A 13103-nucleotide genomic window follows, 5' to 3' on the forward strand; every position below is an offset into this window, starting at 1 on the left:
AGTGCACGCTGTTGAGTTCTCAAGAAACGGACGCACCCGAAGTTCAGCCTCGCGGCCTGCCTTCAGGGCAACCTATCTATGGTACCACGTCACTCGCGGCTCCAGAACAGAGTCGAAGCCGACGGCCGGCCAGCGGCCTTGAGACACGACGCGAACGTCACGTCCCGAGAGGAAGTGGAGTTTCATCTTAGGCTTGAAATCACCGAGTCGCAATGCGCCTTCGAGGTTATTTGGCTAAGATGCCCGCCGTCTCGGCCGAGTCGCACCGTGCCTTCGAGGCCCAGCCGCTTCCCGCACCGCCGTGGCGATGAGTAAGAATTTACGCGGATCCCGGGATGGTGCCAAATCAGGCTCGCATCCCGGGCGTGTCGCCCGCGGCGCGTCGCGCCATACGGGCGAACCAGGGCCTGATCGGACCCGGATTCCCGGCTCAGTGCACCTCCTCGGGGTGGGCGCTCACCCGGCCTTCGCGCTCGAGCGCCGTGATCGCCTCCACTTCGGCGTCCGACAGTTCGAAGCCGAAGACGTCGAAGTTCTCCGCCATCCGCTCGCGCCGGTCGGACTTCGGGAACACGATGTGCCCGCGCTGCAGATGCCAGCGGATGACGACCTGGGCCGGCGTCACGTCATGGGCGGCCGCGGCATCCGCCACCTCGGGCAGCTCGAAGAGCGGGTACTTGCCCTGGCCGAGCGGTCCCCACGCCTCGATGGCGATGTCGTGCTCCTGGGCGAGCGCCGTGGTCGCGGGCTGCTGGTGGTACGGGTGCAGCTCGATCTGGTCGACGGCGGGCACGATGGCCGTCTCGGCGAGCAGCCGCTCGAGGTGCGGCACGAGGAAGTTCGAGACCCCGATCGAGCGCGTGCGTCCGGACTCGCGCAGCTTCTCGAAGGCCCGCCACGTCTCCACGTAGCGGTCGTTGGCCGGCGCCGGCCAGTGGATCAGGTAGAGATCCACGTAGTCCAGTCCGAGACGCTCCAAGCTGCGGTCTAAGGCGTCGAAGACGGATTGCGTGCCCTGGTCGTCGTTCCAGAGCTTCGTGGTCACGAACAGCTCCTCGCGCGGGATGCCGGATTCGGCGATCGCCCGCCCGACGCCCTCCTCGTTCCCGTAGATGCGGGCGGTGTCGATGTGCCGGTAGCCGACCTCGAGCGCATCCGTGACGATCCGTTCGGTCTGCCCCGGGTCGACCCGGAAGACGCCGAAGCCGAGCTGCGGAATCGAGTGGCCGTCGTTGAGCTGGATCCGGGGTACGAGGGCGGCTGAGGTGTTCGTCATACGCCCATGCAACACCGCCGGGCCTTCCAGGGACAGCCCGTGTTCGCAGGACGCGAACACCGGTGCCGCGCGGTGCTCATCCGGGTGGAATCAGGCCGCGGATTCGATCGATCCGGCGGCGGCAGTCGAGACCAGCGTCGACGCCATGCACGCGGCGGCATCCGCGCCCGTGAGGCCCCCGCGTCGGACGAGCGTCTGCCAGGTGCGGAAGTCGACCGCGAGCGCGGTCATCGCGATCAGCCGCGCGCCCCGCATTTCCGGAGGCCACGCCTCGAGAAGGACCTGCCGCATGGCGGCGATGAGCCCGCCCATTCGGAGCTCGTTCACCTCGCGGAGCACCGGGTCGCTCTCACCGTCGCGCAGCACATTCGCGATCATGGCCTCGTTCGCGTCCCAGTAGGCGTAGAGCGCGCCGAGGCCGAACTCGGCTCGTGCGGCCGGCTGGTCGATCGCCGTCCATGACGCGGGATCGGGCGCCGGATGCTCCTCGAGGTGCATCCCCGAGCAGGCCAGGAACAGCGAGCGCTCGTCGGGGAAGTGGCGGTACAGCGTGCTGCGCTGCACGCCAGCGCGGTCGGCGACCGCGCTGAAGGAACTCGACGAGGGTCCGACCGTGCGGTGCAGTTCGAGCGCCGCCCGGATGATGCGCTGACGCGTCTGCTCCTGCTGCTCGGCCCGCGCCCGTTGCTCGTACCTCCGTGCCATCCCCTAATTCTACGCACACTTCTGTTCGATGAATTGACAGTCAGTCGAATCCGGCCATATTCTTTCGCCGAACACACCTGTTCACTGAAAGGAATAGAACATGTCTGCAATCGAACCCGCACTCCGACCTGGAGCTCCCGACGTCGCCCTGTTGGCGCCCGGAGACCATGAATGGGATGCCGCCCGCGCCACGTTCAACCTGCTCGACGACCAGCGGCCCGCGCTGATCGCCCTGCCGGAGAACACGAGCCAGGTCGCCGAGGCCGTCGCGATCGCCCGGCAAGCCGGGCTGCGGATCGCCGCGCAGGGCACCGGGCACGGTGCGTCCTCGCGCGACTCGCTCGACGGGGCGATGCTCGTGAACACGTCGAGGATGACGCAGGTGGAGATCGATGCCGAGGCGCGGCGAGTCCGGGTCGGCGCCGCGGCGAAGTGGCAGCACGTCGCACCCGCGCTCTCGGAGCGGGGACTCGCCGGCCTGCACGGCTCGTCCCTCGACGTCGGGATCGCGGGGTATTCGTTGGGCGGCGGTATCGGCTGGCTCACGCGCAAGTTCGGCATGCAGACGAACGCGTTGCACGCGGTCGAACTCGTGACGGCCGACGGCGAGTTCCTGCGCGCCGACGCCGAACGCCACGCCGACCTGTTCTGGGCGCTGCGCGGAGGCGGCGGCAACTTCGGCGTCGTCACCGCGCTCGAGTTCGACGTCGTCTCCGTCCCCCGGCTCGCCGCGGGCTCGTTTTTCTTCCCGGTCGAGCGCACCGCCGAAGTGCTTCGCACCTGGACCGCGCTGCTGCCGTCGTTCCCCGAGGAGCTCACCACGTGGGTCACGGTCCTCCACTTCCCGCCGGCGGAGGAGGTCCCCGAGCCGGTGCGGGGGCGATCGTTCGCCATCGTCATGGCCGCGCACCTCGGCACCGAGTTCGAGGCGAGGCGCCTGCTGCGCCCCCTGCAGGACCTCGGGCCGGTCATGGACACGCTGGGCGCGCAGGAGCCCATCGCGCTCGGCACGCTGGCGATGGACCCGGAGGACCCGCTGCCCTACCGGTCGACGACTGCCCTCGTCGACGAGCTTCCGGCCGCGACGATCGATGAGCTCGCGACCCTGTCCGCCCCGGGCTCGGCGCTGGTGATGTTGCAGATCCGGCACATCGGCGGCGCCTTCGCGCGCCGACCCGACGACGCCGGCGCCCGCGCCACGCTGCCCGGCGAGGTCCTCGTGTTCGGCCTCACCGTTCCGACCTCCCCGGATGTCGACGTCCTCGGCCCGCTGGAGCGGCTGGATGCGATCCTCGCACCGCTCACCATCGGCGAGTACCCGAACTTCGTGGAGCGCCCGGTCGACGCGCGTCGCTTCTTCGACGACGTGACATGGGCACGCCTGCGCACCGTCAAGGCGGCGTACGACCCTGCGGACCTCGTGCGCGGCAACCACCACGTGCCGGCCGGGCCCACCGCCTGAGCGGGAGCGCGAACGAGGCGATCGCGGGAGCGCGAGCGGAGCGGCCGTAGGATGGAGGGCTGTGCTTCCCGCGATCACCTATCCCCCAGAGCTGCCGGTCTCCGCGCAGCGCGAGGAGATCGCGCGCGCCCTCCGCGATCACCAGGTCGTGATCGTCGCCGGGGCGACCGGCTCGGGCAAGACGACGCAGCTGCCGAAGATCTGCCTCGAGCTCGGACGCGAGTCGATCGCGCACACGCAGCCGCGCCGCATCGCCGCGCGCACGATCGCCGAGCGCATCAGCGACGAACTCGGCGTCGACCTCGGCGGACTCGTCGGCTACCAGGTGCGCTTCACCGACCGGGTGAGCGAGGCGACACGCGTCAAGGTGATGACCGACGGCATCCTGCTCAACGAGATCCACCGCGACCGCGAGCTCCGACGGTACGACACGATCATCATCGACGAGGCGCACGAGCGCAGCCTCAACATCGACTTCCTGCTCGGCTACCTGAAGCGCCTCCTCCCCCGCCGCCCCGACCTCAAGGTCATCGTCACGAGCGCGACGATCGACCCCGAGAGCTTCGCCAGGCACTTCACGGATGCCACGGGCTCGCCCGCCCCCGTCATCGAGGTGTCGGGGCGCACCTACCCCGTCGAGATCCGCTATCGGCCGCTCGTCGCCGAGTCGTCGGGCGGCACCGGCGAGGACGCCGACGACGAGGGCGCGGCGGCGGAGGACAAGGACGTGCAGCGCGGCATCCTCGAGGCCCTCGACGAACTCGAGCGCGAGTCATCCGGCGACGTGCTCGTGTTCCTCTCTGGTGAGAGCGAGATCCGCGACGCCGAGGCGGCGGTGCGCGCGCACTACGGCCCTTCGACAGGCTCAGGGACCAGGCGCGGCGGCGAGACCGAGGTGCTGCCGCTCTACGGGCGGCTGTCGTCGGCCGACCAGCACCGGGTCTTCGAGCCGTCGAAGGTCGCGGGGCTGCGGCGCAGGGTCGTGCTCGCGACCAACGTCGCCGAGACGAGCCTGACCGTGCCGGGCATCCGGTACGTGATCGATGCGGGCACGGCACGCATCAGCCGATACTCGGTGCGCTCGAAGGTGCAGCGGCTGCCCATCGAGGCCATCTCGCAGGCGTCGGCGAACCAGCGCTCGGGCCGATCCGGCCGCACGAGCGACGGCATCGCGATCCGCCTGTACTCGGAGGAGGACTTCGAGCGGCGGCCGGCGTACACCGATCCCGAGATCCTGCGCACGAACCTCGCGGCCGTCATCCTGCAGATGGCCTCGCTCGGCCTCGGGCAGATCGAGGAGTTCCCGTTCCTGACCCCGCCCGACAGCCGCGGCATCCGCGACGGCCTGGAACTGCTGCGCGAGCTCGGGGCGCTCGACCCTTCGACAGGCTCAGGGACCGATGATGGCCGCAACGGACCTCGGCTCACCCGGGTCGGTCGGCAGTTGGCGCGCCTGCCGATCGAGCCGCGCTTCGCCCGCATGGTGCTCGAATCGAAGGCGCAGGGGGTCTCCCGGGAGGTGCTCGCGATCGTCGCGGGCCTCACGATCCAGGACCCGCGCGAGCGGCCGCTCGACAAGCGCGAGCAGGCCGACGCCTTCCACGCGCGCTTCGTCGATCCGACGAGCGACTTCCTCACGCTCCTCAACCTCTGGAACCACCTCGAGGAGAAGCAGCGCGAGCTCTCGGGCAGCGCATTCCGGCGCATGTGCAAGGCGGAATTCCTCAACTACCTGCGCGTACGCGAGTGGCAGGACCTCTACCGACAGCTCGTGCGGCTGGCGAAGCCGCTCGGGCTGCACGTGGCATCCGCGGCCGGCGCACCGAACGCCGACGGCGTCCACCGGGCCCTCCTCGCCGGGCTGCTCTCGCAGATCGGGCTCCGCGACGACGCGAAGACCGCGAGCGGACGTGGTGGCGCGGGCGCCGTGCGCGAGTCCGAGCGGAAGGGCCGGCGTCCGCAGGCGGAGTTCCTCGGCGCCCGGAACGTGCGGTTCATGGTCTTCCCCGGCTCGGCCCTCGCGAAGAAGCCGCCGGCGGCCCTCATGAGCGCCGAACTCGTGGAGACCAGTCGCCTGTTCGCACGCATGAACGCGGCGATCGATCCCGCCTGGGCGGAGCCGCTCGCGGGCCCGCTCGTGAAGCGCACGTACAGCGAGCCCCGGTGGGAGCGTCGCCAGGGCGCCGCGGTCGCCGACGAGAAGGTGACGCTGTTCGGCGTGCCCATCGTGGCGAAGCGGCGCATCCAGCTCTCCCGCGTCGACGCCGCGCTCGCTCGCGACCTCTTCGTCCGACACGCACTCGTCAAGGAGGACTGGGACACGACGCGGCTCGACCGGCGGCTCTTCCGGTTCCTGCGCTCGAACCGCGAGCTCCGCCGAGAGCTCGGCGAGGTCGAGGAACGCACCCGACGGCGCGACATCCTCGCCGGCGATGAAGCCGTCGTGGCCTTCTACGAGGCGAGGGTGCCGGCGGATGTCGCGGACACCCGTGCCTTCGAACGCTGGTGGCGTGGCGAGCACCGCGTTCGGCCCGATCTCCTCACGATGACCGCCGCCGATCTCGTCGGCGACGAGGCGGAGCCGGATCGCGGCGACGGCTTCCCGGATCGGTGGCGACAGGGCGACCAGACGCTCTCGCTCGCCTACCGCTTCGAACCGGGCGCCGAGGACGACGGGGTCACCGTGGTCGTCCCGCTCGTGCTGCTGCCCCGTATCGAGCCGAACGGATTCGACTGGCAGGTGCCGGGCCTGCGCGACGAGCTGATCCAGGCGCTCCTCCGCACCCTGCCGAAGGTCCTGCGACGCCAGGTCGTGCCGGCCGCGGAGTGGGCCGCGAAGATCGCCGCCGAGCTGCCGGCCGGTCCCGAGGCGGGCGAGGCGCGGGAGCCGCTCGCCGCGGCGGTGGGGCAGGCGATCCGCCGGCTCACCTTCGCCCCGGTCGACCCGTCGGACTTCGACCTCGATCGGGTGCCGCCGCACCTGCGCGTCACCTTCCGCGCCGTCGACGAGCGCGGACGCACGCTCGGCACGTCCAAGGACCTGCGCGAACTGCAGGAACGCCTCGCCGACCGCACCCGCGAAGCCGTCGCGAAGGCCGTGACCGGGAAGGCACGCACCTCGCGCCCTGAGCCTGTCGAAGGGCGCGTCGCTTCGACAGGCTCAGCGGACGTCCGTTCTCACCCCGCGCTCGCCGAACGCGACGGCATCACCGCGTGGGAGTGGGACGAGCTGCCCGCGCACCTCGACACGCGCCAGGCGGGCAACGTGATCCGCGCCTATCCGGCGCTCGTCGACGGGAAGTCGTCGACGGGCTCGGGGACCGGCGTCGCGCTGCGTCTGGTCGCCACGGCGGAGGAACGCGACCGGGCGTCGCGTCGCGGCATCCGTCGCCTGCTCGTGCTCGCCACGCCCACGCCCGTCGCCTACGTGCAGGAGCACCTGTCGAACGAGGAGAAGCTCGCGCTCGCGGCGAGCGCCTACCCCGGCACCCGGGCGCTGCTCGACGACTGCCTCGCGGCATGCGTCGACGCCGAGCTGCGGGCGCGGCATCCCGACGGGCTCGTGCGCACACGCGCCGAGTTCGAGGCCGTGCGCGACGCGATCGCCGCCGGCATCATGGACCGGATGTTCGAGACCGTCGCGCTGGTCGCACGCATCGTGCGCCTCTCGCGCGATGCCGACCGCGCGATCGCGGGCGCATCGAGCATCCACCTCATGGCCGCCCTCGGTGACATGCGGGCGCAACTTCAGGCGCTCGTGCCGGCCGGGTTCGTCTCGGCCACCGGCCTCGATCGACTGCGCCACCTGCCGCGCTACCTCGAGGCGATCATCGTGCGCGTGCGGAAGCTCGTCGAGAACCCGGGGCGCGACCGGCAGGCGCTGAACCAGCTCGAGCCGTCCATCGCGGCATTCGAGAAGGCGGGCGGCTCCTTCCCCATCGACCCCGAGGCGCCCGAACGGCTCGTGCGCGTGCGCTGGATGCTCGAGGAGCTGCGCGTCGGCCTCTTCGCACAGGAGCTGCGCACGGCCGAGACCGTCTCTCCGCAGCGCATCGCGAAGGCGCTCGCGAGCTGACGCGCCGAGCCGTCGGAGCCGCGCGCGTCGCTAGAGTGGACCCACCGTGGGCAGCTACTCCGATCTCCTCAGAACCTCGGGCGTCGCACGCATCATCGCCGCCCAGCTGACCGCGCGGTTCCCGTCGGGCATGCTCTCGCTCGCGTTCCTGCTGCACATCGAACGCCAGACCGGCTCCTACGGCGCCGCCGGCCTCGTGCTGGCGGCGACCTCGATCGGCCAGGCCGTGGCCGGCCCCCTCACGAGCCGGTTCATGGGCCGATGGGGCATGCGTCCCGTGCTGATCACCACCCTCGTCGTGTGCGTGACGTCCGTCGTCGCGATCGGCGTGCTGCCGCTCACCGTGCCGCTCTACATGGCGATCGGGCTCGTCGCGGGCCTGGCGACGCCGCCCGTGCAGCCGGCGGTGCGCACCATCTACCCGAAGATGGTGAACTCGCGGCAGCTGACCCCGCTGTTCTCGCTCGACGCCTCGGCGCAGGAGATCATCTGGGTCGTGGGCCCGGTCGTCACGACGTTCGTGTCGACGCAGATCGGCACCGTGTGGGGCATCCTGCTCGCGGCGGCCCTCATGGTGGTCGGCGGCATCTGGTTCATCTCGTCGCCCGAACTCGGGCGCGTGCGCATCCCGCGGTCCAAGCGGAAGTTCGGCGTCGTGCTCACCCGACCGCCGGTGATGCTCGCGACGATCGTCGGATTCCTGCTCATCGGCGCCGCCGCGGCGATCGAAGCCGGCGTCGTCGCGACGTTCGGTCACGACGGCGCCCAGGCCGGCATCGTGCTCGCGATCTTCTCCATCGGCAGCCTCGCGGGCGGACTGTTCCTCGGCCACGTGCCGATCGGCCCGTGGGCGACCGCACGCCGCATGCTGATCGTCTTCGCGGGCACGGCACTCGCGGCGTTCGCGATGGACTTCTGGTGGCTCTCGGCGACGCTCTTCATCGCCGGCATCGGCATCGCCCCCGTGCTCGCCGTGCTGTTCGCCATCGTCTCGGCGAGCGTGAAGTTCTCCGACACGGCCGAGGCGTACGGCTGGGTCGGCACCGGCCAGCTCATCGGTGCGGCCCTCGGGTCGGCGCTCGCCGGGTTCCTCATCGACGGCTACGGGGCGCCGGGGGCGTTCTGGGCCGCGACGGGCCTCGCGTTCGCGGGCTTCCTCGTGTCCGCGCTCGGCCGGCGCTGGCATCCCGACCTCAGGGGCCGTGACGCGAGCCCAATTCCCGACACCGAACCGGTGCCGCTGCAACCCAGCTGAGAAGGAGCCGACGGATGTCGCAGCCGATCACGCCCGCACCCCGCCTGTCGCTCGACGACGGCGCCACCATCCCGCAGCTCGGCTACGGGCTCTACAAGGTTCCGCCGTCGGACACCGCGCGCCTGTGCCGCGAGGCGATCACCGTCGGATACCGACACCTCGACACGGCGGCGTTCTACGGCAACGAGGAGCAGGTGGGCATCGCCGTGCGCGAGGCCGCGGTGCCGCGCGAGGAGCTCTACGTCACGACCAAGGTGTGGAAGGACGACAACGGCTTCGACACGACCCTGCGCGCCTTCGACCGGTCGATGGCGCTCCTCGGCCTCGAACGGCTCGACCTGTACCTCATCCACTGGCCGGTGCCGTCGACCGACCGGTACGTCGACACGTGGCGCGCGCTCATCCGACTGCAGCAGGAGGGCCGGGTGCGCTCGATCGGGGTGGCGAACTTCCACGCGCACCACGTCGAGCGCCTCATCGCCGAGACGGGCGTGAAGCCCGTCGTCAACCAGGTGGAGCTGCACCCGTGGCTGCCGCAGTCGGAGGTCCGTGCCTACGACGAGGGCCGCGACATCCGCACCGAGGCGTGGTCGCCGCTCGCCCGCGGCCGCATCCTCGGCACGCCGCTGCTCGACGACCTCGCCGACAAGCACGGGCGCACGCCCGCGCAGATCGTGCTGCGCTGGCACATCGAGCTCGGCAACATCGTCATTCCGAAGGCGTCGTCGCCCGAGCGCCTGCGCGAGAACCTCGACGTCTTCGACTTCGCCCTCGACGCCGACGACCTGGCGGCGATCGCCTCGCTGGAGACGGGCGAACGCACCGGGCGCGACCCAGATCTGGACTGACCCTTCGACGGACTCGGGCACCGGCCTTCGGCGAGCCCGGGGACCGGCCTTCGACGAGCCCGGGAGACCGGTGAACGAGTGGCGCCGGCGCTTCGTTGTGGCCGTTCGGCGACTCACAGCGAAGCGCAATCCGATCGTGACCGGACTCCCAGCCGAGCACCAGACACCGGATTCCCGCATCGCAATACAGTGAGCGCATGAGACGACTCGCACCCGTGGCGGCGGTTGCCGCGATCACCGCACTGCTCCTGGCCGGATGCTCCGCAGGCACCCCGGGCTCGTACTCTCCCGCGCAGGGTCCCGCCGTCGAGGCGCCCGAACCGCGGATCGACGGCGAGATGGCGGAGGACTCGGCGGGCGGGTCGGCCGAGGAACCGGCGACCGACCGCAGCGTCATCACGACGGGGTGGATCTCGATCACCGTCGACGACCCGATCGAGAGCGCCGAGGACGTCGCCGAGCTCGCCGAACGGGCGGGCGGCCGCGTCGACGATCGGAGCGAGACGCCCGGCACCGACGCGCAGCCGGCGCGCGCATCGCTCACCCTGCGGGTCCCCTCCGACGAGCTCGACGGCGTCGTCGCCGAGCTCCGCGAGATCGGCGACGTGAACTCCGTGTCGATGAACGCGTCGGATGTCACGCAACAGCGCCAAGACCTCGACGCCCGCATCGATGCGCTGAGCGCCTCGGTCGACCGGCTGCGGGAGCTCCTCGGCACGGCGACCTCGATCACCGACCTCATCGCCATCGAGTCCGAACTCACGACGCGCCAGGCCGAGCTCGACAGCCTCACGCAGCAGCGCGACTGGCTCGTCGACCAGGTCGACTTCTCCACGCTGACGGTGGAACTGGTCACGGAGGAGGTCGTGCCCGACCCTGCGCCCGACGACTTCTGGAGCGGCCTGGTGGCGGGCTGGAACGCGCTCGTCGACTTCGCGAAGTGGCTCGGCATCGCGGTCGGCGTGCTGCTCCCGTGGATCGGCGCCCTGCTCGTCGCGGCCGCCCTCATCGTCCTCGTCGTCGTGCTCGCCACCCGCGGACGTCGGCATCGAACGGATGTCTCGACCGCCGTGACGGCCACGCCCGAGGCATCCCGGAGCGACCCACCGCGGGCGTAGTCTGGCGTCGTGAGCTCGACGTACGGAACCCTGCTGACCGACGACCTCCTCGAACGGATCCGCGAGCGCGCGGCCGGTTACGACCGAGAGAACGCCTTCTTCACCGAGGACCTCGCCGAGCTCCGCGAGGCGGGCTACCTGCGGGCCTTCGTGCCCGAGGAGCTCGGCGGGCTCGGCTGGGGCTTCGACGAGGTGGTGCGGGCGCAGATACGGCTCGCGGGCGCCGCACCCGCGACGGCCCTCGCCGTGAACATGCACCTGGTGTGGACGGGGGTCGCCAAGATCCTCCGCGACCGTGGCGACGACACGCTCGAGTTCGTGCTCAGGGAGGCGGGCGCGGGCGAGGTGTTCGGCTTCGGCATCAGCGAGGCGGGCAACGACCTCATGCTGTTCGGCTCGCGCACGAAGGCCGAACCGCAGCCGGGCGGCGGCTATCGCTACACGGGCCGGAAGATCTTCACCTCGCTCGCGCCCGCATGGACACGACTCGGCACGATGGGCCTCGACACGACCTCGCCCGACGCGCCGAAGCTCGTCTACGGCTTCATCGACCGCGAGGATCCCGACGTACGCACCCTCGACGACTGGGACACCATGGGCATGCGGGCGAGCCAGAGCCGCACGACCGTGCTCGACGGCGCATTCGCGGCATCCGATCGCATCGTGCGCCGGCTCGACCCGGGTCCGAACGCCGACCCCTTCATCTTCGGCATCTTCGCGAGCTTCGAGCTGCTCCTCGCCTCGGTGTACGCGGGCATCGGCGCCCGCGCCCTCGATCTCGCGGTCGCCGCCGCGCACCGCCGGACGTCGATGAAGCACGACGGCCGCACGCTCGCGCAGGATCCCGACATCCGCTGGCGCGTTGCCGACGCCGCGCTCGCGCAGGACGCACTCGAGCCCCAGCTCGTCGCTCTCGCCCGCGACCTCGACGACCTCGTCGACCACGGCGGGCTCTGGTTCGCGAAGCTGGTGGGCGTGAAGGTGCGGGCCACCGAGACCGCCAAGGAAGTGGTCGACCAGGCCGTGCGGGTGGCGGGCGGTTCGACGTACTTCTCGGGTTCCGAGCTGGGCCGCCTCTACCGCGACGTGCTCGCGGGCATCTTCCACCCCTCCGACGACGAGTCCGCGCACTCGACCGTCGCGACCGCGTGGCTCGGTCCCCTCGAGGCGTGAACCGGGGGTGGACGCGACGACCGTGCCACGGCCGATAGACTGACGCGGGCGGCGAACGCCGCACCGCAACCTGGAGGTCGTTGTGAACGTCGTCGCTTTCCTCATCGCCATGGGCATCTTCACGTTCAGCCTGTGGCTCATGAGCATCGCCCCCGCGGTGGTGGGCTTCGAAGCCATCCTGTTCCTGGCTGCCATCCTGCTCGCCTCCTTCGCCATCGCGATCCCCGTGAACATCCTCGGCCGCTCGGACGGCGTCTGACCGGATGCCGCTGCCCTCGCGCGACACCCGCGTCATCTACCCCTCCGGCGCGCTCGCCGCGTCGACCAGCGTGCTGCACGTCGCAGCGGCCGGTGACGGCCGCATCGCCGTGATCACCGAGTCCACGAGCTTCCATCCCGTGGACGCGGCCTGGCCCGACCAGCCCGCCGATTCCGGCACGCTCCGCGTCCGAGGCGTCGCGCACCCGATCCGTGACGCCGTCGTCGCCGCCACCGACCTCGAGTCGCTGCATCTCGGCTCGGACATCCCCGTGCGGAAGGGCACCGAGGGCTGGGCGTTCCTCGTCGCGCACCTCGTCGACGCCGACGCCGACGTCGCCGAGGGCGACGCGGTCGAGATCGAAGCGGATGCCGCGACGAGGCATGCCCTCTCGGCCGGGCACACCGCGTGCCATCTCGCGTCCCTCGCCCTGAACCGGGTGCTCGCCGACCGGTGGTCGAAGCCGGCGCGCGAGGACGCGCTCGGCAGCCCCGACTTCGACGGCGCCGCGATCGCCTCGTCGCGCATCGTGGCGAACGGCTCGGTCGACCGGTACCGGCTCAACAAGTCGCTGCGCCGCGCCGGCTTCGACACCGCGTCGCTGACGAACGACGCCCTCGAAGACCTCGGTCGCGCGGTCGCCGACGTGCTCGACCGATGGGTCGCCTCCGGGGCATCCGTGCGCATCGAACGCGACGGCGAACTGCTGACCGACCGTCGCTCGTGGGTCTGCGAACTGCCCGACGGCACCGCGCGCATCCCGTGCGGTGGCACGCACCTCGACTCGCTCGCCGAGTTCACGGCTGTGCTGCCGTCATTCGCGCTCCTCGACGACGCGGGCACTCCCGTGCTCGAGATGACGACCGAGGCCCGTCTCCGACACTGACCCGCAGGTGCCGGCGGCACCCGTCGGCGGGGTTACGATAGCGGTC

10 protein-coding genes are annotated in these 13103 nt (G+C 71.1%); 8 read left to right on the forward strand and 2 right to left on the reverse strand.

Annotated features, from left to right (window positions below):
- Positions 1–430 precede the first annotated feature (430 nt).
- Complete coding sequence (locus EZM51_RS19120) at positions 431–1276, reverse strand: aldo/keto reductase (RefSeq protein ID WP_136709908.1); 846 nt, start codon at positions 1274–1276, stop codon at positions 431–433.
- A 90-nt stretch (positions 1277–1366) separates the two neighbouring features.
- Positions 1367–1981 (reverse strand): TetR/AcrR family transcriptional regulator, encoded by a 615-nt coding sequence (locus EZM51_RS19125; protein ID WP_136709909.1) that lies wholly within the window; start codon positions 1979–1981, stop codon positions 1367–1369.
- 100 nt (positions 1982–2081) lie between these two features.
- Here EZM51_RS19125 and EZM51_RS19130 point away from each other — a divergent pair, with 100 nt between their 5' ends.
- From EZM51_RS19130 to EZM51_RS19160, 8 genes are all read left to right on the forward strand, one after another.
- Positions 2082–3443, forward strand: coding sequence for an FAD-binding oxidoreductase (locus EZM51_RS19130; RefSeq protein ID WP_136709910.1), 1362 nt, complete (start codon positions 2082–2084; stop codon positions 3441–3443).
- Positions 3444–3504: 61 nt separating this feature from the next.
- Positions 3505–7518 (forward strand): ATP-dependent RNA helicase HrpA, encoded by a 4014-nt coding sequence (gene hrpA, locus EZM51_RS19135; protein ID WP_136709911.1) that lies wholly within the window; start codon positions 3505–3507, stop codon positions 7516–7518.
- 46 nt (positions 7519–7564) lie between these two features.
- Positions 7565–8773 carry an MFS transporter gene (locus EZM51_RS19140; RefSeq protein ID WP_136709912.1) on the forward strand — a complete coding sequence of 403 codons (1209 nt, stop codon included), beginning with the start codon at positions 7565–7567 and terminating at the stop codon, positions 8771–8773.
- Positions 8774–8799: 26 nt separating this feature from the next.
- A complete protein-coding gene (locus EZM51_RS19145) occupies positions 8800–9621 on the forward strand; it encodes an aldo/keto reductase (protein WP_136709977.1) in 822 nt (273 codons plus the stop codon).
- Between the two features lie 197 nt (positions 9622–9818).
- Positions 9819–10739: a DUF4349 domain-containing protein gene (locus EZM51_RS19150; protein ID WP_136709913.1), complete on the forward strand. Its 921-nt coding sequence runs from the start codon at positions 9819–9821 to the stop codon at positions 10737–10739.
- 9 nt (positions 10740–10748) lie between these two features.
- Entirely contained in the window at positions 10749–11912 is a 1164-nt protein-coding gene (locus EZM51_RS19155; RefSeq protein ID WP_136709914.1) for an acyl-CoA dehydrogenase family protein, read from the forward strand.
- An 82-nt stretch (positions 11913–11994) separates the two neighbouring features.
- Positions 11995–12171 carry a hypothetical protein gene (locus tag EZM51_RS20720; protein WP_169053991.1) on the forward strand — a complete coding sequence of 59 codons (177 nt, stop codon included), beginning with the start codon at positions 11995–11997 and terminating at the stop codon, positions 12169–12171.
- 4 nt (positions 12172–12175) lie between these two features.
- Complete coding sequence (locus EZM51_RS19160; RefSeq protein WP_136709915.1) at positions 12176–13057, forward strand: metal-dependent hydrolase; 882 nt, start codon at positions 12176–12178, stop codon at positions 13055–13057.
- The last annotated feature ends 46 nt before the right edge of the window (positions 13058–13103 follow it).

This window comes from Agromyces sp. H66, assembly GCF_004959775.1.
Taxonomy (GTDB): domain Bacteria; phylum Actinomycetota; class Actinomycetes; order Actinomycetales; family Microbacteriaceae; genus Agromyces.

Excerpts from the sequence above, each read along its gene's own strand:
- EZM51_RS19120 (WP_136709908.1), bottom strand. The coding sequence starts at position 1,276 with ATGACGAACACCTCAGCCGCCCTCGTACCCCGGATCCAGCTCAACGAC.
- EZM51_RS19130 (WP_136709910.1), top strand. The coding sequence starts at position 2,082 with ATGTCTGCAATCGAACCCGCACTCCGACCTGGAGCTCCCGACGTCGCC.
- EZM51_RS19160 (WP_136709915.1), top strand. The coding sequence starts at position 12,176 with ATGCCGCTGCCCTCGCGCGACACCCGCGTCATCTACCCCTCCGGCGCG.
- EZM51_RS19150 (WP_136709913.1), top strand. The coding sequence starts at position 9,819 with ATGAGACGACTCGCACCCGTGGCGGCGGTTGCCGCGATCACCGCACTG.
- EZM51_RS19125 (WP_136709909.1), bottom strand. The coding sequence starts at position 1,981 with ATGGCACGGAGGTACGAGCAACGGGCGCGGGCCGAGCAGCAGGAGCAG.